Genomic DNA, 21,893 nt, shown 5'->3' on the forward strand with positions numbered 1-21,893 from the left:
CCGATAGTCATCTTTCTTTTTAGTTTTTAATTAATGAAGATAATATCGCTTAATCTATTTTATGACTACTGTTTATTTCTATAATAGAAGAGTTAGAATATTACTCATATGAGTGGTGCATATTGAAATGAGCTAACGTAATCTAATGAAAAATTAGTTTTAACAACTTAAATTTAACCCTCTAGTAAACACTAGAGGGTTACATACATTCAATTAACTAATAACATATTCTGGGTAAAAAACGGTTACTGAATGATATGTCTTCTTTTCTGTCGCTTTATTCTTTTGTACTGCAACTGTAGTATTATCTTTAGAACCAAGCGAAACACGTATGTTTTTTTTAGAGCGACTTAATTTATAAGGCATACCTAATAAACGACGTGCATTATTATTACTAACCATTATCGACTCCTTAAACTACTAAATTAAAATTCATTAAAAAATGAACATCAAAAAATATAGTCATCGTTGACCACAAAGGCTTTCTTGTTTCATAAAATGACAAAACAAAATGTAACTCTTTTAGTATAGCACTAAATCACCAATATATAATCCAGTTTTATTTATTAATTTCTATCAGTTATCATTTTGCTGGTTACAGCTCTTCATAAAATAATCAAATTATAGTGCGTTAAAAATATTAGCATACGTCGTTCCCTACTCAAGTGGTGAGGCAGGACTTGAGCATTTATCATTCCAAATTTGGTTAACCTGTTCAGGCAATAATATTTCATGTCCTCCATCAATAAATGGAATTGAAATATCCATGCGACCTTCATCATTAGTATAAGCTTTAACAATAAAACGCTTAAATCCGTCAGGCTTATCATTTTTATATCGATAAACCTCCCCACAAACATAACCTACCTTACCATTATCTGCAGTGTAACGAGAAAAATGATATTCAATATTTCTAAACTTTGCTGCTTGTGGGTACGCTAGAACGTCATAAACATTCTTTTTCACTTGCTCAACTAAACTTAATTGAGTTGGTTTCATATATAGTGCTCCTAACAAAAATGCAGCACCAAAAATGAGTATCGCAATGATTACTTTGAAAAAATTCATTTTTATTCTCGCCATATATGACCAACTTTTTAGAAAAAATATTTTTTACGATGATAACCAGATATCAATTAAAATCCATCTTTAAAACGTAAATGTTCTTATATTTATCCTTTTTTAATTTAAAATATGTTAAATATAAAAACCCTTCAAAAAGTAATGTTAAGTTGTGTTTAATATTACAACTGTTTTTTACTTTTAATCATCTAGAAAATTTTTCTCATACTATTGTGTTCTTTTAGAAACTATCAGTATAGTAAGGAAAACATTACAATAATAGGAACTAAAAAATGAAAACAATAGGCCTTATTGGCGGCATGAGTTGGGAATCAACGTTACTTTACTATCAACAGCTTAACGAAGGTATCAAACAACAACTAGGTGGCCTGCATTCGGCTAAAATTGTTTTATATAGCGTTGATTTTTCTGAAATAGAACAATATCAATCTAGCGGGCGATGGGATTTAGCCGGCCAGTGTTTAGCTGATGCAGGAGAGAGTTTAAAGCTTGCAGGTGCTGATTTCCTTGTTCTTTGCACAAATACCATGCATAAAGTTGCACCACAAATTGAATCTCAAACAGGTCTTCCTTTATTACATATTGCTGATGCGACGGGTGAACGCATTATACAATCAGGTATAAAAAAAATTGGACTCCTAGGTACCGCTTTTACTATGGAGCAACCCTTCTATAAGCAAAGATTAATTGAAAAATTTAACGTGGATGTACTAATACCTAACCAGCAAGATAGGAAAATAGTTCATAATATTATCTATAATGAACTATGTTTAGGGATAATAAATGACAAATCTAAAAAAGAATATCAGCGTATAATGGCATCCCTTGTAGAAAACGGGGCTGAAGGTATTATTTTAGGCTGTACCGAGATAACATTACTAGTTAATCAGAATGATACGACCGTAGGAATATTTGATACTACTGCCATTCATGCTCAAAAAACAGTAGAAGTCGCACTATCTGTTTAACCAACATTAAATCCTTTCTTTAGTAACTATTGTTAAATATAGTCATTGTTAAAGAATAGTATCAAAATTAACATATTATCTAGTGCAAAATTTCATTTAATACTATTAAAAAGAATTTTGCACCCATTAAACTTCATCTTTAGATCATAATGTATAATAATATCTTTCCCTGTTGTTAATTATACCTGAGCTAATCTTATAAATATCATTTATACTTATTCACCTTAGTTCATCTATCTTAAATTTACAGATTATTACCCATTGAATATTAATTTTCTTCTAAGATAATAAAAAAATTTATTATCGAATTGACAATGGATCACTATGAATAAAAATAATGTTGGTAATGCCGTGTTGGGCAAATTTATTAAACAAAAACGTATAGAGCATCAAATTACGACAAAAAAAATGGCAGAATTAATATCTATCTCTGAAAAGTCATACATAAAATATGAAGATGGGAGCCTTTCCATATTCATTGAACATCTTATGGTAATATCTAACACATTGAATGTAGATGTTAAAACATTATTTGAAACCTACGTCAACGCACAACCATGTACATAAGTATATTTCACTATCGTGCAAATTGTGCTTTACATTGAAAGAGTAAGGTATAGGCCTCGACAAGCAAAAATAAGCTAGATAACATACAAACATAACTTCAACACGAGATAAGAAATCACTATGAGCCAATCAAAAGCGGAGAAACCTCCCTTCTAATATCAGTAACATTAACTTATTAGAAGGGAAAATTATGAATTATACTAAATTTAATATAGAGACATGGTTACGTAGAGAACATTACAATATTTACGAAAAAACCATAAATTGTGGGTTTAGTTTAACAACTAAGATAGATATCACAAACCTAAAAAGATATATAGATTCAAATGGTTATGAATTTTATCCATCAGTGATTTATTTATTATCACGGGTAGTTAATACCTATAAAGAATTTAGGTTTGCAAAAAAAAATGATGAACTAATTTTATGGGATGAAGTGCACCCTAGTTTTACTATCTTCCACAAAGATACCGAAACTTTTTCTTCATTATGGTGCAAGTATTCTTCAGAAATAACAACATTTATGGAGAACTACCACCAGCAATTAACGTTGCATAAAGATAATCTCGATTTGCACCCTCAACCACAGCAAGTTGAAAATGTCTTCTATGTGTCATCTTTGCCTTGGGTTTCATTCGACAGTTTTAATCTAAATATTGCAGATATTACTAATGTTTTTACCCCGATTTTCACTTTGGGAAAATACTATAGTGAGAATAATAAAATGTGGCTTCCTCTAGCTGTACAAGTGCATCATGCAGTTTGTGATGGCTTCCATGTAGGTCAGTTTTTAACTACTTTACAAAAGCTATGTGACGAATTAACCCATTAGCCTAGATTACTCTCAGTCATGAAGGAAGCTAGCCTTCCTTCATTTATAGGAAATTAACCTCGTTAAATGGATACTCTCATCATCTTTAATTCAAAAATAATAAGCTTATGTAAATGGCATCCCCAATAGCGTCACTTTGAATAAGATATTCCGTTGGAGTAATCACCATTTTAATGGTGTTGGCGAGTAAAGAAAAAATCAATTCAATAGGATCAGTTGCAGGCATGTTTCCTCCATATTTTTCTATACATTAAGTTCTCATTGGCGCTTATACAATAAGATAAAGGCTATAGCGAAGACACTATCCCCTAACAGATTTTCATCTTTTGATAAATCTCACTGATTAAAATTTAAGCATAGAATAATCATAACTTAAAAAACTGGGCCATTACCTATGGTAAGCTCCATTATATTAAATAATTATCAACCGAGGCTCTAGTTGGTACTCTTTACCTCAAAGATTTATAATACGTTCTGTAATTAAAGATATTAATTTCGATGTATCAACGTCAGTAATAATTTTGCATTTAGCTTCATTATACTTAGCTTTTGGGTCATGATTAATGGAGGTAGATGTGTAAGCAAAACTATGACCGAATAATTTATTAGACTCATATTCGATAGTAATTGAACCGTCAATACCTGAAAAAATTTCAGGTTGAATGAGGTATGCAATAACGCAGGGATCATGGAGAAATGGGTCAAACTCTGCATATCTTCGACACATTTCTGCAACAGTCTGAGCGATAAGGCCACCTTTTTCCAAAGGACTACACAAACCAGCCCTTATATCAGCCTTACTTGTTACATCCAAACCAAGCATAGTAATATGGCGTGCACTATCAAAAACGATATGAGCAGCATGAGGATCTACATAAAAATTAAACTCAGCAGCTGGCGTTATATTCCCCTGTGTAAATGCAGCTCCGCCCATGACTACAATGTCTTTTACATTATCAACTAATTTTGGTTCTTTGATGATAGCGACGGCTATATTAGTAAGAGATGCTATTGTGCATAATGTTATTTCACCTGGGTTTGACATTACCGTATCAATAATAAAATCTACGGCGTGACCAGAATAATTTGGATAATCTGATGCGGGAAGCAATACTCCAGCTAGACCATCAGTACCATGAACATGAGTTTTACTCCCACTTTTGGACATTAGTGGACGCTCACAACCTTTTGCTAGAGGAATATCCTGCCTATTTGCTAACGCAAGTAATTGTCGTGCATTATTGTGAACCTTTTCTAATTCTACATTACCTGCAACTGTGGTTATGCCTATTAATTCTATTTCTGGAGAAGCTAAGGCTAAAAAAATGGCCACAGCATCATCTACACCAGGATCACAATCAATTATTATTTTGTTCATTCTATTACTCCTTGATTTATATGTTATACAAAAATACCAACAATAGTCGCTGATAAACAACTGACTAAAGTTGAGCCAACAATCAATCTAAAACTATTTGATGCGATCATTTTTCCATGTTCTCGGCTTATACTTGTAACGCAACCGATAATCATTCCGATAGAGCCAAAATTTGCAAATGATATTAAAAATACGGACATAATTGCATCCGTTCGTGGTGTAATGCTTGTTAATTTCATATAGTCAATCATAGCAACAAACTCATTCGATAAAATTTTAGTCGCAATAATTGTTCCAAAAGTAACACTTTCATCCCATGAACTACCCAAAATGAAAGCTAAAGGTGAAAAAATATAACCAAGAATTCCTTGAAAACTAATTCCTAAAATATTTAAAAAAACATCATTCAGCATACTAATTAAGGCGACAAAACCGATAATTATGGGAACAATTGCAAGAATAAGCTTAAAGGCATCCTGCATGTGATCTGTCAATACCTCAAAAAATGAGCCCCTTTCACCTTTATTTGCCCCCAAAGGACAAGTTGTGATATTTGTGGGTTCACTTGGATTAATAATAGAAACAATAATAAAAGTACTAAAAAAATTGAGACTAACACCAATAAAAACATAGCGTGGCTCAACCATTTGTGTATATGCGCCTAGCAATGCGATATCTACTGTTGAGATAGTACATGCAGCAATAGTATACATCTGTGCTTTAGATAGCCTTGGAATGTAATCTTTAATTGATACATAAGCAGGCATCATTCCGACTATCACAGCGCTAATAGCGGCAAAAGACTCTAATTTTCCAACTTTAGATATTTTGTTAATTAGAAAGCCTATAGTATTAATAATTAAATCTAGCGCACCGATATATTTAAATATTCCAATTATAGAGCAAATAAAAATCAAAGGTAAAAGAGCTACAACAACAAAAACCATAGAAGTTTTACTGCTTATATCTCCAAAAACAAAATCAATCCCCTTATTAGCATAATTAATTATATAATGAATACCTGATGCTATACCGTCAAGAGTAGTAAGCCCAATGGTAGTATTTAGCATGGTAGACGCGACAATAATCTCCAATGTTAACAATGTTAGTATAGATGGAAGTTTATGTTTTATATTTTTTTTACTAAAACTAAGCAAATATGCTATAAGAAAAACAAATATTAGACTAAAAAAGAATATAAGGTATTTCATAAATATCACCATGTTAATAGATTTTAATTATGATTAGTTGATTTAATGTCTCCTTAACCCACTAATTAAAAGCAAAAAAATAATTTTTAATATCAATATATATGACCTTGCTTAAAGGTACGATTTTAAGCATTTACATTCAATTTATAATTATATTTATAGTTCAAGCGCCAAACACTCAGGAACATAATAATTCAAATAAACTCTCCTAGTTTGTATTTTTAAACACATAATTCTTAAAATGTGAATCATGTCGCACTTGTAAGCCATACTTAAAATAAAGCTTTTTCTTTTCACAAATAACTCAGAGCGTTAGTTACCTTATAATTTTTTTCAATATCTTATTGTTATTAAGCGTTAAATTCTAATGATTCTGCAATTATACATTCACTCTATCTCGCTCTCTTTACCACTGCACTGGAAAACTTGCTAAGTTTAAATAGAAGAATATGTTCTATCTAAATATTATAAACATAGGCTTTATAATGCCCATATAATTCTTACCGTGATTAACAATTTATTAAGTTACTAAAATTTCTAGTGACTACTAAAAATATAAAATAGCTAGTGGGATAAATATTTATTACTTATTTACCTTGCTTATACTAAATAAGAATAAGAAAAACTCAATACAGCTATATTATTTTAGCTCAAAAATAGATACTTTAGTCCCCAAAAAATGGAAAGTAATAATTGAAAAATTTATTGGTTCTGTATCTAGGCATAAAAACAATAGTATTGTTAACTCACATCTGAATAAGGCAGCTATAATTAGATTTTCTGACCTAAAATTTGCAGATGTCATCATGAAAAAGCTCAAATACTCAAGGGGCATTAGGTTTCATGCACGAAAATTTATATTGCAGTAAATACGTTAAAACACTCAATATTATTAATGAAGAAACACACGAATGCTTAGCGCATTTTGGTTGATACATCATTGCAGGCTAAAATATCATCAGAGCACTTGAAAGTTTAAATCAGCTTCCACCGGAGGCATATCGTCAACAGTTAGAAAACTCTAAGTTTGTGTGTCTCTATTAAAGTAGGATGGACACCAATTTTCACCTATTTTATCGAACTGGTATCACTCTTCCCTCATGTTCTGCTATCATGAGCCTCTTTTTATAACTCTCGCTGATTAGGCTTTAAGCATAAAACAATAATAATTTAAAAACCAAATGTACAATTATCCATCAGCAACATAAACCCCAGTAGCAGAACCTATAGAATGACGACCAATAAAGAACAGTACAACTTAAATAAGTTGCAAAAAAGAATTCGCCGCGATGTTGGCCAAGCAATCGCTGACTTTAATATGATTGAAGACGGTGACCGGATAATGGTTTGCTTATCTGGAGGTAAAGATAGTTACACACTACTTTCCATCCTGCAAAGCTTGCAAAAAAGTGCCCCAATCCAGTTCTCATTAATTGCGGTTAATTTAGATCAAAAGCAACCCGGGTTCCCTGAGCATATCTTACCTGCATACCTTGATAAACTTGGTGTAGAGTACAAAATTGTTGAAGAAAATACCTATGGGATCGTAAAAGAAAAAATTCCTGAAGGGAAAACAACCTGTTCACTGTGCTCGCGTTTACGTCGTGGAATTTTGTATCGTACGGCTACTGAATTAGGAGCAACTAAAATTGCTCTTGGTCACCACCGTGATGATATTTTACAGACTATGTTCTTGAATATGTTTTACGGTGGAAAGTTAAAAGGTATGCCCCCTAAATTGATGAGTGATGACGGAAAACACATTGTCATTCGCCCGCTCGCTTACTGTCGAGAAAAAGATATAGAACGCTTTGCGCAGGCTAAAGATTTTCCAATTATTCCATGTAACCTATGTGGTTCTCAACCAAACCTGCAACGTCAAGTTATTAAAGAGATGCTACGTGATTGGGATAAGCGCTATCCCGGCCGTATCGAAACAATGTTCCGTGCTACTCAAAATATTGTACCGTCTCATTTATGTGATACCGAATTATTTGACTTCAAAAATATTTCTCATGGAGATGAAGTTATCAATGGCGGAGATCTTGCGTTTGACAAAGAGGAGCTACCGCTTCAACCTTTTATAGATGAAGATGATAAGCCCGACTTTACAGCAGAACGCCTTGATATTATTGAAGTTAAATAAACATTTATTGATAACCTCCTCGTATGGAGGTTATTTTTGCTCGGATTAGATGCAAAAAAAAGCCGATGTAAAATACATCGGCATTACAGTGGTCAATTATTCTGTATAAGAACTCAATATGAGAAAAACTACAATTATGGAGCACAACGTTCATCGCTCAACGTTGCATTCACCTGCAGGACTAATACTGCACTAAAACCTCAGTAGTTTTATTGATTTATCTCAAACTAGGTCCGGTTATCGCAAATAAGTCATCAATATTAGAGCCATCGGCTTTTTCTTAACCACCACAAAACGGTTCCAATTAAAACGGCTAATAAAACACAAAATACACTAAAGGCAAAACGGAACTCATTACCAGGGATCCCGCCTAAATTCACACCAAACAGCCCCGTTAAAAAAGTTGTTGGTAGGAATATCATGGCCATTAATGACATTGTATAAATGCGCCGATTCATCATCTCAGTCATCATATTCGTTATCTCGTCAGAAATAATCGCTGTACGTGCAATAAAACCATCGAGATCTTCAATACAACGTCCTAATCGGTCAGAAATCTCTTGAATTCGACGACGATTGGTTTCATCTAACCAAAGCAATTTTTCTGTTGTTAAACGGGAAAACATATCTCGCTGTGGAGCCATATAACGGCGTATCACAATAATTTGTTTACGAAGTAATGCTAATTCCCCTCTCTCAGGAATTTGGCTATTTAATATGAAATCTTCCATATCAATTAAACGCTCATGCAAAGAATCCGTAAAATCACTTATTTCATCTGTAATAGAATCAGCAACCTCAACTAACCAGTCACCTGTACTTTGGGCCCCGACTCCCTGCTTTAAATCATCAATAATAGAATCTAAGGAATTTACTTTTCGATGACGACTAGAAATAATTATCCGATTATTAATAAATACCCTAAACGCAACTAATTGCTCAGGCCGCTGGCCAGCATTGGTATTTAATGTTTGCAATGTTAATAAAATACCATCGCCAACACGAATCAATCGCCAACGTCCTGAATGCCCAGATAAAGCAGACTTAACTTGGTCATTAAAGAGATCTGATTGCTGAATCCAATTAAAACTTTGTGGGTCCTTATAATCATAATGAAGCCAAAACGGTGATTGCTGGTTTGCGCTAGCATTCACGTCGATAGGAAGTAACCCACCGTCTCCATTTAACTGAAATGCATGTACAGGATTTGAATTTTGGAATAAAGAACCATAAATCAGTCCCATGCAATATCTCCCTTTTATAATCAATACGGTATTTTTAGTCGAATAGTGACATATTTGTCATTATTTCAAGAATCGTTCTCACGATACATAAAATAACAAAAAAAAGATTGAGATTAATATCTCATAAAAACAGACAATTTCCCATAAATCACAAAATATCGCCATTTTTGCTAAATAACACTACATAATTGACACAAACGAGCAATAAAGTTCATGATGATTTTTTTATTATGAAAAGGTAGTGTTTATTCCTTTTTTGGTCCTCCTTCCCATTCTCCAGAGGAAGGAGCTTTTTTTCTTTCCTTTAGAAAAAGCAGCCCGTACCTTGCACAGGCTGTATCCTATTTTAATGTTTAATGATATAAAAACTGTGGCTATAAGCGACATCTTCGGGGTTGTTTATCGGGTACCCCTTCAGCCAAGGCTTAATTAAGCGTGCATTGGTATATTGGTAAATAGGCGCGATTGGAGCTTCTTTTGCAATGATTGCTTCCGCATTATTATAATAACGGTTGCGTAATTGTGCATTCGTTTCAATACTCACCGACTCAATAACGCTATCATATGCAGGGTTATTAAATTTTGGTATATTGCCAGTATGTTGAGATGTAAGCAGAGACAAGAATGTTGAAGGCTCATTAAAATCACCTATCCATGATGCACGTATAACATCAAAATTTCCTGTATTGCGGCTATCTATATAAGTTTTCCATTCTTGATTTACTAATTTGACTTCAGCGCCTAATTTTTTCTTCCACATAGAAGCAATTGCAATCGCAATTTTCTGATGATTTTCTGAACTGTTGTACAACAATGTTAATTCTAACGGGTGATTTGGACCAAAACCTGCTTGCTGTAATAACACTTTTGCTTGCTGGTCTAATTCTTTTTGTGAGTAGCTATTGTAAAGCCCTTTTTCAGGTTTAAAGCCATCGGTGACATCGGGAGTAAAATAATTTGCAGGTTTTTCCCCTGTACCTAATACTTTATTAGCAATTAACTGGCGGTCAATCGCCATGGATAAGGCTTTTCTAACACGAACGTCATCCGTCGGTGCGCGTTGGGTATTAAATGCATAGTAATAGGTCCCTAATTGGTCTGGTGTAAAGACTTCATTAGGAATATCTTTCAATAATTTTTGATAGCGTTGTTTTGGAAATGATTCGGTAATATCCAAGTCTCCCGCTAAATAACGATTAGTTGCATGAGACTCTTGGTTAATCGGGACAAAAGTGACTTTAGTTATCACTGTATTTTGATGATCCCAATAATTTTTGTTTGGAACTAAAACAATTTTTTCATTAACCACTCTGTCAGATAAAACAAAAGCGCCATTTCCGACTAAATTACCTACTTTTATCCAGTCATTACCAAACTTTTCAACGGTTCCTTGGTGAACAGGAAATAAACTAAAATTAGCTGCTAATGAAGGGAAATAAGGTACTGGTTTATTTAAAGTAATCTTTAATGTATGCGCATCAACCGCTTCAACACCTAGCTGTTCAACAGGCAGTTTTCCATCAATAATAGCTTGCGCATTGTTAATACCTGCTAATGCTGCAAACCAAGCAAATGGTGATGATGTTACCGGTGAAACCAGTCGTTGCCAGCTATAAACAAAATCTTGAGCCGTGACAGGGTCACCATTCGACCAACGAGCATCAGTCCTCAGTGTAAATGTCCAAATCCGGTTATCTGTTGTATTCCAATTTTGGGCTACACCTGGGATAGGTTTTCCATGGTCATCCTGGTTAACAAGCCCTTCAAATAAGTCACGCATGACTTGCGCTTCCGTTAACCCCACTGACTTTACCGGGTCCAAAGAAGCCGGCTCGTCTTTTAAATGACGCGTAACTTCTTGGTTTTCAGCTAAAACTGTGCCAGTGGGTATCACCGCACTAATAGCTTGTGTAGTAAAAATAACTGAAGAAATCAAAACAGCTAAAGATGTGAATGAATGTTTATGCATTTTATTTTCTATCTTGTTAGTATAAATAAAGTTAACTAAAAGCCTAGTTAAATGATTTCAAGTGAAGGTGCTATTGTTAGCAATATTACTGCATTTACGTCTTAAGTTTCATTTAGGTAAATTAATTATTGAAACATATTTCCGTATATCCATAAAAAATAATAGATTATAGAGCAAAAACTCACTCAGTTTAGATAATATCAAACAGCGATACACTTGAGTTATTCTGTAGTTTATCTTAATTTATCATATGCTTTCATATTTCAGAAATCTACATTTCTCTTGTAACCAATTGATTTACCTATCTAAATATACATAAACTAATACTCGCATTATACAATAATAGCTATGCCCATATCCTTGTCATTTTTCTGATCAGTAAATAATGACTAAAGAAATCAATACAGACAGATTTCCTTTTGTTACACTCCATAAGGCAATTTAAAAAGGTGCATAACAGAAAACGCAAGCATTGAAAAAGCTTAGCTGTTATATAATGATAATGCACCATACCCTAATAAAAAGTATGTAATATTACCTTACTTTGCCCCATGTAGAACTCAAAGTAAGTGATAAGGTTTCTGTATAAAATTTGGTCATTAGTAGAATGTAAAACTCAGCACTGTATAACTACTCATTAAAAAACCTTTAATCGCAAAGATTTTTTATTAGAAGTTAGATTAAGTTAACAGTGAATCACTTTATGAACGGGAGAAAAATTCATGTCGCAAACAGTTAAATTAAAAGGTAATGACATCACAGTTAATGGTGTTTTTTTACAAGCAGGTTCAAAAGCTAAGCCCCTTACCCTTGTCACCAAAGATCTCAGCGAAGCAACGCTGGAAACTTATGAAGGTAAAAGAAAAGTTTTAAATATTTTTCCAAGTGTAGACACTGGCGTATGCGCGGCATCAGTTCGCAAATTTAATAAGCTCGCAAACGAGTTGGACAACACGGTTGTGTTATGCATTTCTGCTGACCTGCCTTTCGCACAAGCACGTTTTTGTGGTGCAGAAGGTTTAGATAATGTCGTTATGCTATCTTCTTTCCGTAGTGATTCATTTGCTAATGACTATGGTGTTGCTATCGCTAGTGGTCCATTAAAAGGCTTAAATGCACGTTCCGTTGTTGTCTTAGATGAAAATAATAACGTTATTTATAGCCAATTAGTTTCTGAAACTACTGAAGAACCTGATTACGACAGTGCATTAAACAGCCTTAAATAAGCTTTTTATATCATTTAACTCACTGTAATTAATAATGAAGCGGGAATTTCCCGCTTCATTACTTAATATAAAAACCACACTAATCTACGTGAGCCCAGTACAATGGCTGGTGGTTCTTCGCATTAACAACATTCGCAAATAGCTTATTGCCACTCATTATAGAGATCAAAGTATGAGAAAGCGTACTCAATACTTTTAAGGCTTGATCCTGAGTGACAGGGCAACAAGATGTCAAAATATCAATAATAAGGTCTCGAGGCTTATAACCATTTTTCACCAATGCCTCCCACGTGAAACGATTTTTCTTCGTTAAATATTTTACTGCGGCTTTATTCATCAGATAAAGTTCGGCAGCTGAGGCAGCAGACTCAAACATATCATTTTTATAATGACTCTGGCTCATGTATTCGCGTAGCTTACGATTTACAATGAAATTAATAGTGAATTGGTCCATGGCAACTCCTTGTAGGCTGAAACCCATCAGATGAGATTACGATACCCTAAAACAGTAGCTGTCTTTGTTATATAGCAGGAAAATTCACCAATTAGCAATAGTATTAGTAAGGTTTTGCCATACTAAACACGAGCTAAAAAAGGTACGTCTTTAAAATAACATTGAATTAGTGCCCTATTCTCATAGATTTTACCGACTGTTCGTACTACAGCATCTCGGCAATACTTATTCAAACCGTGGGTCGGTATTGCCGTTGCAATGCCAGAACCACTCAAAAACAAACCTATTGCTGTTAACACATAGGTTATTCTTTTGTTCATTTAAATTAGTTTTGCTCTTTTTTCGTATTGAGACCATATTCTCTTAATTTATTGGCAATTGCCGTATGAGAAATATCCAAGCGTTTAGCTAATTTACGGGTGCTCGGGTAATCACGATACAAGCGCGCTAATACTGACGCTTCATAGCGTTTAGTAATTTCATCTAGCGAACCATTGAGCGAATCTAAAGCCAGTGCGGGAGGATTTACTACATCAGGTAATTGGATATTCTCTGCTTCCAATATATTGCCATTAAGTTGAGTTAACCCTTGATAAAGGGCATTTCTCAGTTGCCTTACATTACCCGGCCAATAATAACTGCTTAAAAATTCGATTAGCGAAGGCGCCAATTTAGGCTCTGCAATATGAAGCTCTTTGGAAAAACTGGCTACAAATGTCTTGGTTAGCGGTAGAATATCTTCTTTACGTTCACGTAATGGAGGGATGGTTAATGTGAGTACATTTAAACGATAATAAAGGTCCTCTCTGAATTTTTTTTCTGCCACCAATTCAGGTAGATTTTTCTGTGTTGCACAAATTACACGGACATTAACCTTAACTTCTCGTTCCTCGCCAACACGCCTAAATGTTCCATCATTTAAAAAACGTAATAACTTAATTTGCATTTGAGGTGACATTTCAGCAATTTCATCAAGCAATACTGTTCCGCCATTTGCTTGTTCAAAAAAACCTTTTTTACCTTCAACTGCATTTGGATACGCCCCTGCTGCATAACCAAATAATTCACTTTCTACGACATCATCCGGCATCGAAGCACAATTTAAACCTAAAAACGGTTCTTTTCCTCGCGCACTATGCAAATGACAAGCTTTCGCTAAGATATCCTTCCCAGTCCCTGTTTCACCAACGAGTAATAATGGCTCATCCAGCATCGCAACACGTTTAGCCCGTTCAACCACATTTGCCATGACAGGGCTAACAGCAATAATTTGTTCAAAACCACTGCCATCTACCTCAATAACTTGTTTACGTTGCTTATCTAAAATTTCAGCCGATTTCAACAGCAACACAGCTCCAGTGCAATGGAGTTTACCATTTTCATCTGCCAAAATAATAGGAGTCACTTGCATCAAATAGTCTTGGCCTTTAATGACGACTTTCTCTGTATAAGCTTCTGGTGACTCTCGTTCAAACCAACGTACCAGCCCTTGGCTACCGACTAACTGAGAAAAGGTTTTTTCTCGAATTTTTGCCTCATCATAACCAAATAATTGCAATGTCATTGGGTTAACCAACTCAATATTTAGCTTATTATCAATGGACAAAACAGGTTCTGGAAATGAGTTTAATAGCGCCCAAACAGCTTTATGCTCTCTTTCTGAAGGCATAAAATAAATTCGGCGAACATCAATAACACCATTGATACGCCGTATTTCTGCCATCAATGTGCTGAATACCTGAAAATCCACAGGTGTAAAATTTAGGTAAATCCTACGTTGAGGAGATATTTCAATACCTTTTAAATCAATATTTTGTAGGACTAAAAGATCAAGTAATTCACGCGTTAAACCGATACGGTCTTGGCAGGTCACTTCGAGGCGCATGGATAGGAACCTTCATCAAAAAAGCCGAGAGAATAAAGGTATTTTAGCCTTAAACATTAAGGGAATACAGTGTTTGTGTCACAAATTGTTGACAGCTTGTAAGCTTCATAGGTATTAACAAATAAAATCACTGCTTTCCTTAATTTTTTAAGGCTTGAAATAACAATAAGCATATTAATCAACAAATGATGCTGCTGAGTGAGTGAAAACTGTCAACTCACTCTGCCAGCGATATTTCTTTACGCTTTATCTTTTTTACTGGGAATAACATTCTTTAATTGGCCAATTAGCTGATGACGAAAATCGGCTAAACGAGGCTTGTTTTCAATCCAAGGCAGTGGTCGGCATAATTCCATCGCCTTAATACCTAAACGTGCAGTTAACAAACCCGCACCAATACCTTGTGCTGCACGTGTTGATAACCGTGCGGTAATATCTTGAGATAACCAATCCATCCCCACTTCACGAATTAATTCAGATGCACCTGCAAAGGCAATATTAATGAGCACCATACGAAATAGCCGAATTCGGCTGTAATAACCGAGTTCAATACCATAGATTGCCGCGATCCGATTAATTAGACGAATATTTCGCCAAGCAATAAATGCCATATCCACCAGTGCTAACGGGCTCACTGCAATCATAATGGCCGATTCAGCGGAACAACGACTAATTTCTTTACGAGCTTGTTCATCAAGAATGGGCTGAACCATTCGACTATATAATTCAACAACTTCTCTATCATTATGAGAATCATGGAGAGTGGCTTGCCAATTAACAATCGCAGGATGTTGCATTGATAACGCAGATTGTTTTGCCAATTTTTCACAAAAAACCTTTCCTTGCCCCATTCCATGACTGTGCAATAATTCGCGAGCAAAGTCTCGTTCCTCTGCTCGTTCTCTTAAGCGATACAACCGCCGCCATTCACCAACGACTGACCCTACACCCGCCACAACGATTAAACCACCCGCAGCAGCAACACCTAACGCAGTCCAATCTTGTGTTACCCATGATTGATGGATCCAAACGCCCAGTTGAGCAACGACACTGACCCCAAAAATTCCTGCTGCAGCGCCAACTAACTTTCTCCAAAAACTCCGTTTTGGTTTTAACGCTTCGTTAATCAGGCTTTCAACCTCACCCTCTTGGCTATCTTGTTCTGCTTCCAAAGAAACTGGAGTGAATTTTTCGAGTTCTCGTTCATCAAAAACTTGGGCTTTTTTTAGCGATTCTTTCGTATCATTTTCACTACTTTCAGCGAAATCTAAACGCTGTTTTAAAGGTTCATTCATTTCAGTTTATCTCCCAACAAAAATTCAAGCGCACTGTCCATACGAATATGTGGCAATGGTTGATCCATTGGCGTTGGCCTTGGTCTGAAATCTTCAAATTGAAAACCTTGAGTTTGCCAGAATTGCTCATTTGGCAACCGTTTTGGGACTTCACCAGGATAAAACATTAGCGGTTGTCCATCACTTAACCGATTCCCTTTTAACGCAGGTAATTTTTCACCTTTATAATCCACAAGGCCACTTTCGGTTGCTTGTATTGATGCTAAACCAACACAATCCATGCTGATCCCTTCAAATGCAGCATGCTGCCATGCCTCTTGCACTAATTGTTGCAACAAAGCCACTAAATTTGCATGCTGGTCTGGTGTTACATGGTCTGACTTGCTCGCCGCAAAGAGTAATTTATCAATACAAGGTGAAAATAAACGCCTCAATAATGTGCGTTTACCATAATGAAAACTACGCATTAATTGGGTTAACGCCATTCTCATATCATTAAATGCATCAACACCGCTATTTAACGGTTGCAAACAATCAACTAAAACAATTTGTCGGTCAAAACGTTGGAAATAATCACGATAAAAACCCTTAACAACATGCTCACAATAATATTGATAGCGTTGCTGTAATGCGCCAATATTGGTGTTTTTTCCTGCCTGTGCGAGCTTTTTATCACCATATTTGGCTACATTTGGCCATGGGAAAAATTGGAGTGCGGGTGCTCCTGTTAATTCAGCCGGTAAAACGAAACGACCTGGTTGAATAAAATGTTGCCCTTGGGCCTTGCATTCAACTAAATACTGGGTGTAGGCAGCAGCAACTTCAGCCAGCAAATTTTCGTCAACAGGCGCTAAAGGGTCACATTTTTCACACAATGTCAGCCATGGTTGGGCTAAATGTGCACGCTCTCCCTTTATTAAAGTGTTCATTTGTTCAGACCATGCTAGATAATTTAAATCTAGCATGGGTAAATCCAACAGCCATTCGCCGGGATAATCGACAATCTCTAAATATAATGATGAGTTATCGACAAAATGGCGCAAAAAAGAGTCTTCTGAACGGTAATGCAATTTAAGGCGTATTTCACTGACACCCCGTGTTGGTGTTGGCCATTGCGGTGGTTCCCCATAAAGGGATGCAATACCTTCATCATACGCAAAGCGTGGTACTGACAAATCACGGTGAGGTATCCGTTTCACCCCTAACAACCGCTTATCACGCGCGGCAGAAAATAAAGGGAGCCGTGCGCCCGCATTCACATTCAATAATTGGTTCACCAGTGAAGTAATAAATGCGGTTTTTCCACTACGGCTAAGCCCTGTTACTGCGAGCCTAACATGACGATCAACACTTCTATTCATCAAATCAGTTAATTCACTGTGCAGTCGTTTCATGCTCCTCCCAAGACTTATCCTTTCAATTTAAACTCATTTTACGTCATATTGCGTTCTATAATTTAGCATAAAACAAATTGTATTAGGTTAACCGTTTAATTAGTACATTAAGCAACCATTTACTTGTCAATAACTTAATAAGTTTACCTATGAACCCTGCTGGGCCATACGTCATAAGCAACACTGCGGCGAATCGAATACCTTTTCGTAGCAAAAGTTTCTTTGCAAATTTTTTAATTCGATAACGAACGTTGTTTGCCATATTTCACTCACTTTTTTATCAAAAACAAAAGGGATTTGGTTTTGAAACCTAATCCCTTATCATGTGATGGTGATGCGATTTATTATAGATTTCGAAATTTACTGTTCACTGTATAAGTATCTGACGTAACGTATCTTTCAATCTGGCGTAGCTTCATTTCACCTGATTTTAATTGTGTATCGATTTGGTTAATAAGACTACTGACTTCTGGGCCAATATCTTGCTGTGAACGGTAGCCACTTGGTGCCGTTTCTACGACAAAGCACATCACGATATACAAAATCAAAGTAATACCAAAACTGACAAATAGAGCCAATACGGCTAATGCTCTAACCAAAGCAACTGGAAGTTCTAAATACTCAGCAATACCCGAACACACACCACCGAACACACGTCTATCCGTTAAACGATAAAGTTTGCGGTTGCGAAATTGAGTCATTATTTTTGCCTCCAATTTGGGTGTTCTGCATCCAAAATATCTTCAAGTGTTTTAATGCGTTGCTGCATCTGTGATGCTTGTTCTGCTAATTGCATCAAACGTTGTACTTCATTTTCAGTTAGCTGACTCCCCTGCCCACTGTTTTTTTTGCTGTAATGTAACCACAGCCAAATAGGCAGAATAAAAATGAGAAAAATGATTAATACGAGAGACAGAAAAACGTAGCCCATCACATATCCTTATACATATGGTTAACCTATCTATGGCACTGATACGATATTACTAACGTACCAGTGCATCAAAATAACTGTTACTGATCTTTATTGATTTTAGCTTTAAGTGCCGCTAATTGCGCACTTATTTCGTCGTCTGCTTTTAACTCTGCAAACTGTTGATCCAGTGATTTTTGTTTCCCAATACCATAACTTTGGGCTTCACCTTCCATATGGTCTATACGGCGCTCAAACTGTTCAAAACGCGCCATTGCTTCATCCAGTTTGCCGCTATCCAGCTGGCGACGTACATTACGACTAGATTGTGCGGCTTCCATACGAACAACCATTGATTGCTGTTTCGCACGAGTTTCTTGCAGTTTGTTTTCTAATTCAGTGATTTCACCTTTCAAACGAGTCAAGGTTTCATCAACAATAATCAGCTCGTGTTTTAAGGTATCGACCATTGCACTCACTTTTTGCTTTTCAATCAGTGCCGCACGCGCTAAATCTTCTTTATCTTTCACCAGCGCTAATTCTGCTTTTTCTTGCCAATCAGCAACTTGTTTTTCGCCCATCTCAATGCGACGTTCTAAACCTTTCTTTTCTGCTAAAGTACGTGCTGATGTTGACCGGATTTCAACTAACATATCTTCCATTTCTTGAATCATCAGACGGATCATTTTTTGCGGATCTTCTGCTTTGTCTAACAAAGAAGCGATGTTTGCATTAATGATATCGGCAAAACGTGAAAAAATACCCATTGTTTATATCCCCTTGATGGATTTAATCATTCTGTAGCGCCTCGACCTGATTTGGCTTCCAACCCATACCTGACGCTCCGTAAGTCTAACAACAATTCGCATGTTGCTGTATTTAGCTATTGCTATTACATATTTTAAATAGCAATTCGCGTGCCAACTTTTAAATTAATTCATATTGATATGATTTTAAAGAGAATAATTATAAGCTTCCCCTGAAAATCATTTTAGTCTATAGTTCAAATATCGGCATTTTAAACCAACTATTGGTGAAAAAAACCATGAAAGAAACCAATGAACCTATTCTTGGCGTTTCAAGTAACTTTCTCGATGTACTCGAACAAGCCTCTGAACTCGCACAACTCAATAAACCTGTTTTAGTTATCGGTGAACGCGGCACGGGTAAAGAGCTTATCGCAGATAGACTCCATTACCTTTCCCCTCGCTGGCAAGAAGCTTTTATCTCTCTCAATTGCAGCGGACTCAATGAGAATTTGCTGGATTCTGAATTATTTGGACATGAAGCGGGGTCTTTTACGGGAGCCCAAAAACGCCATCAAGGGCGCTTTGAACGAGCTGACAAAGGTTCTCTTTTTCTTGACGAACTCGCGACTGCACCTATGTCAGTTCAAGAGAAACTCCTGCGTGTCATTGAATATGGCGAGCTTGAACGTGTCGGTGGAAGCCAAGCTTTACACGTAGATGTGCGTTTAATCTGTGCCACAAATGCCAATTTACCCGAACTCGCCAAACAAGGTCGTTTTCGAGCCGACCTCTTAGATAGACTGGCTTTTGATGTCATTCGCCTTCCCCCATTACGTGAACGGCAACCTGATATATTATTATTAGCAGAGCATTTTGCTATTTTAATGTGTGGTGAATTAAAACGTTCGCACTTTACAGGTTTTACACGACATGCCCAACAAGCCCTGCAAAACTACCCATGGCCAGGTAATGTACGCGAATTAAAAAATGTCATTGAGCGTTCAATATACCGCCATGGAAACCATGCTGAACCCGTTGATAATATTATTTTCAATCCATTTGGTGAAAAACTTGCTGAGCTGCATGAATCACCAAGCCCCCAACCCATACAGCCTTCCCAACAAGCAAATACCATTTTACCTTCACTACCTTGTGACTTACGTCAGTGGCAACAGCAATCTGAAAAAGCACTATTAGAACAAGCGCTAGCAGATTGTCATTTTAATCAGCGTAAAGCAGCACAACGGTTATCTCTAAGTTATGACCAACTGCGTGGTTTAATTAAAAAACATCAAATAAATATTGAAATTTAATAGTCATTAGTTCAAACAATCCAAATTTATTGTTTGAACTAATGCAATATACTTAGAGATAAAAAATTTAAATTTGAAAATCGTGGGCTTTATTATTACTAAATGTTTCCAATTTCATATTGCACTTTTAAATATTACTTATCACTTAATTACTAACAGCATTAGTAAAAAACCAAATAAAATAAAAACAATAAGTAACAATTAGTTAAAAGATAACTTCATCATAAAAAATTAAGCCAAATTACACTAAAAACCATTTTGACACCCCCCAAAAAAAGTGATAATTAGTAATTTCCACTAGCTATTATATAAAAAATATAATTTTCTTTAGCACATTTAGTTAATTATATATAGATAATTCTATTTTAATATGATTAATGCTGTTTTATTATTTGTATTTACACCTTGTCATATTTAACTACTGTGCGAAATATATTTATATGATATCTCTATTAATATAATTCTTATTATATGAGGAGCCTATTATGAAAAATATAAATGTACTAGCGATCACCTTTTTTCTTCTAGGGTTATCTCCTACGGTTAATGCGCAATCATTGATGAAAACATTTTCTTACTGTGATGCCGCTTTCTTCAAGAAAATAAAAGATGACCCTGTTTTAAACGATATTTCTAATGCATTGAAAAATAACCAATTAGGCACCAATGAACACGTTTCTGTTAATCTCAATTTTTCACCAACCGGTATTGTGACTTTTAACCGTTTTTTTGTTAGTCATAGTAATTTTGATAAATATGATGGCTTCGCCTATTTAGGCTTGCGTGGTCAATACTATTTTTGGGGATTTGAAACAGCACAAAGCCTTGAAGAGGTTGTCCGCTATACGTCATCAAGAATTGCGATTATAAAGGTAGGAAATACTTATATCTACTCACCGATGATCCGCCATAATTTGCAAAGTAAATGGGTATTTAACGAACACGCAACGCAAGATTACAACTTGGAACCAAATGCTGCTGAAAAAATGCTGATTATTGAAAAAGATGAGCAAAGAGGTGTTGTTCGTTTCTTATGTACCCTTCAAGGCAACGTAACCGATGAAGACTTACACTATGTGGGTTTAAAATAATAGCTAGAAATTAAGCTAAACAAGCTCATCTATTTCTCCATAAAAAAAAGCCAGCACCCAAGCTGGCTATCAAATAAAACACTGGAAGCAATGTGAGCAATGTCATGCCTTGTCTACATAAGCACTCGGCTTAAGTGACAAAACGAATGATAATCGTTATCAGTGTCATTTGTAAAGC

The 21,893-nt window shown here is 35.6% G+C and carries 21 protein-coding genes; 7 read left to right on the plus strand and 14 right to left on the minus strand.

Features of this window, described 5'->3' with window-relative positions:
• Positions 1 to 213: 213 nt before the first annotated feature.
• Positions 214 to 402 (minus strand): stationary-phase-induced ribosome-associated protein, encoded by a 189-nt coding sequence (sra, locus tag PZ638_RS12065; RefSeq protein ID WP_004263968.1) that lies wholly within the window; start codon positions 400 to 402, stop codon positions 214 to 216.
• Between the two features lie 255 nt (positions 403 to 657).
• Entirely contained in the window at positions 658 to 999 is a 342-nt protein-coding gene (locus tag PZ638_RS12070) for a hypothetical protein (protein ID WP_180311987.1), read from the minus strand.
• A 356-nt stretch (positions 1,000 to 1,355) separates the two neighbouring features.
• On the opposite strand from PZ638_RS12070, the gene PZ638_RS12075 reads away from it, so the two are divergent.
• From PZ638_RS12075 to catA, 3 genes are all read left to right on the plus strand, one after another.
• Positions 1,356 to 2,051 (plus strand): aspartate/glutamate racemase family protein, encoded by a 696-nt coding sequence (locus PZ638_RS12075; RefSeq protein WP_096863984.1) that lies wholly within the window; start codon positions 1,356 to 1,358, stop codon positions 2,049 to 2,051.
• A 324-nt stretch (positions 2,052 to 2,375) separates the two neighbouring features.
• Positions 2,376 to 2,618 carry a helix-turn-helix domain-containing protein gene (locus PZ638_RS12080; RefSeq protein WP_206278017.1) on the plus strand — a complete coding sequence of 81 codons (243 nt, stop codon included), beginning with the start codon at positions 2,376 to 2,378 and terminating at the stop codon, positions 2,616 to 2,618.
• Positions 2,619 to 2,808: 190 nt separating this feature from the next.
• A complete protein-coding gene (catA, locus tag PZ638_RS12085; RefSeq protein WP_004263956.1) occupies positions 2,809 to 3,450 on the plus strand; it encodes a type A chloramphenicol O-acetyltransferase in 642 nt (213 codons plus the stop codon).
• A gap of 85 nt (positions 3,451 to 3,535) precedes the next feature.
• Here the strand turns inward: catA and PZ638_RS12090 are convergent, their stop codons facing one another.
• From PZ638_RS12090 to PZ638_RS12100, 3 genes are all read right to left on the minus strand, one after another.
• Positions 3,536 to 3,676: a hypothetical protein gene (locus PZ638_RS12090; RefSeq protein WP_004263953.1), complete on the minus strand. Its 141-nt coding sequence runs from the start codon at positions 3,674 to 3,676 to the stop codon at positions 3,536 to 3,538.
• Positions 3,677 to 3,904: 228 nt separating this feature from the next.
• A complete protein-coding gene (locus PZ638_RS12095) occupies positions 3,905 to 4,828 on the minus strand; it encodes a nucleoside hydrolase (RefSeq protein WP_180311988.1) in 924 nt (307 codons plus the stop codon).
• Positions 4,829 to 4,851: 23 nt separating this feature from the next.
• Positions 4,852 to 6,039, minus strand: a complete 1,188-nt coding sequence (locus tag PZ638_RS12100) for a NupC/NupG family nucleoside CNT transporter (protein ID WP_036958682.1) — start codon at positions 6,037 to 6,039, stop codon at positions 4,852 to 4,854.
• 1,231 nt (positions 6,040 to 7,270) lie between these two features.
• Here PZ638_RS12100 and ttcA point away from each other — a divergent pair.
• On the plus strand, positions 7,271 to 8,185 hold the full coding sequence (ttcA, locus tag PZ638_RS12105; RefSeq protein WP_004263945.1) for a tRNA 2-thiocytidine(32) synthetase TtcA: 915 nt from the start codon (positions 7,271 to 7,273) through the stop codon (positions 8,183 to 8,185).
• 260 nt (positions 8,186 to 8,445) lie between these two features.
• On the opposite strand, the gene zntB is transcribed toward ttcA, so the two are convergent.
• Positions 8,446 to 9,429 carry a zinc transporter ZntB gene (gene zntB, locus PZ638_RS12110; protein ID WP_004263941.1) on the minus strand — a complete coding sequence of 328 codons (984 nt, stop codon included), beginning with the start codon at positions 9,427 to 9,429 and terminating at the stop codon, positions 8,446 to 8,448.
• A 346-nt stretch (positions 9,430 to 9,775) separates the two neighbouring features.
• Entirely contained in the window at positions 9,776 to 11,398 is a 1,623-nt protein-coding gene (locus tag PZ638_RS12115) for a peptide ABC transporter substrate-binding protein (RefSeq protein ID WP_144141663.1), read from the minus strand.
• Positions 11,399 to 12,120: 722 nt separating this feature from the next.
• On the opposite strand from PZ638_RS12115, the gene tpx reads away from it, so the two are divergent.
• On the plus strand, positions 12,121 to 12,624 hold the full coding sequence (gene tpx, locus PZ638_RS12120) for a thiol peroxidase (RefSeq protein ID WP_004263934.1): 504 nt from the start codon (positions 12,121 to 12,123) through the stop codon (positions 12,622 to 12,624).
• A gap of 79 nt (positions 12,625 to 12,703) precedes the next feature.
• On the opposite strand, the gene PZ638_RS12125 is transcribed toward tpx, so the two are convergent.
• The 7 genes from PZ638_RS12125 to pspA all read right to left on the minus strand — a co-directional run bounded on the left by PZ638_RS12125 (position 12,704) and on the right by pspA (position 19,329).
• A complete protein-coding gene (locus tag PZ638_RS12125; protein ID WP_144141660.1) occupies positions 12,704 to 13,078 on the minus strand; it encodes an ATP-binding protein in 375 nt (124 codons plus the stop codon).
• Between the two features lie 325 nt (positions 13,079 to 13,403).
• Positions 13,404 to 14,963, minus strand: a complete 1,560-nt coding sequence (gene tyrR / locus PZ638_RS12130; protein ID WP_144141657.1) for a transcriptional regulator TyrR — start codon at positions 14,961 to 14,963, stop codon at positions 13,404 to 13,406.
• A 239-nt stretch (positions 14,964 to 15,202) separates the two neighbouring features.
• Positions 15,203 to 16,258 carry a YcjF family protein gene (locus tag PZ638_RS12135; protein WP_094961775.1) on the minus strand — a complete coding sequence of 352 codons (1,056 nt, stop codon included), beginning with the start codon at positions 16,256 to 16,258 and terminating at the stop codon, positions 15,203 to 15,205.
• A complete protein-coding gene (locus PZ638_RS12140) occupies positions 16,255 to 17,652 on the minus strand; it encodes a YcjX family GTP-binding protein (protein WP_094961774.1) in 1,398 nt (465 codons plus the stop codon). The genes PZ638_RS12135 and PZ638_RS12140 overlap by 4 nt, the downstream gene beginning before the upstream one ends.
• 344 nt (positions 17,653 to 17,996) lie before the next feature.
• The gene (gene pspC / locus PZ638_RS12145; protein ID WP_004263899.1) at positions 17,997 to 18,353 is read right to left on the minus strand and encodes an envelope stress response membrane protein PspC; all 357 of its coding nucleotides are present in this window, start codon (positions 18,351 to 18,353) and stop codon (positions 17,997 to 17,999) included.
• Positions 18,353 to 18,583 carry an envelope stress response membrane protein PspB gene (gene pspB / locus PZ638_RS12150; RefSeq protein WP_004263897.1) on the minus strand — a complete coding sequence of 77 codons (231 nt, stop codon included), beginning with the start codon at positions 18,581 to 18,583 and terminating at the stop codon, positions 18,353 to 18,355. The genes pspC and pspB overlap by 1 nt, the downstream gene beginning before the upstream one ends.
• Positions 18,584 to 18,663: 80 nt before the next feature.
• Positions 18,664 to 19,329 carry a phage shock protein PspA gene (gene pspA, locus PZ638_RS12155; RefSeq protein WP_004263893.1) on the minus strand — a complete coding sequence of 222 codons (666 nt, stop codon included), beginning with the start codon at positions 19,327 to 19,329 and terminating at the stop codon, positions 18,664 to 18,666.
• Between the two features lie 278 nt (positions 19,330 to 19,607).
• On the opposite strand from pspA, the gene pspF reads away from it, so the two are divergent.
• Positions 19,608 to 20,624 carry a phage shock protein operon transcriptional activator gene (gene pspF / locus PZ638_RS12160; protein ID WP_004263890.1) on the plus strand — a complete coding sequence of 339 codons (1,017 nt, stop codon included), beginning with the start codon at positions 19,608 to 19,610 and terminating at the stop codon, positions 20,622 to 20,624.
• 485 nt (positions 20,625 to 21,109) lie between these two features.
• Entirely contained in the window at positions 21,110 to 21,715 is a 606-nt protein-coding gene (locus PZ638_RS12165) for a hypothetical protein (RefSeq protein ID WP_164455720.1), read from the plus strand.
• Positions 21,716 to 21,893 lie beyond the last annotated feature (178 nt).

Origin of the sequence: Providencia hangzhouensis (assembly GCF_029193595.2) — a bacterium.
In the GTDB taxonomy this organism is placed as follows: Bacteria; Pseudomonadota; Gammaproteobacteria; order Enterobacterales; family Enterobacteriaceae; genus Providencia; species Providencia hangzhouensis.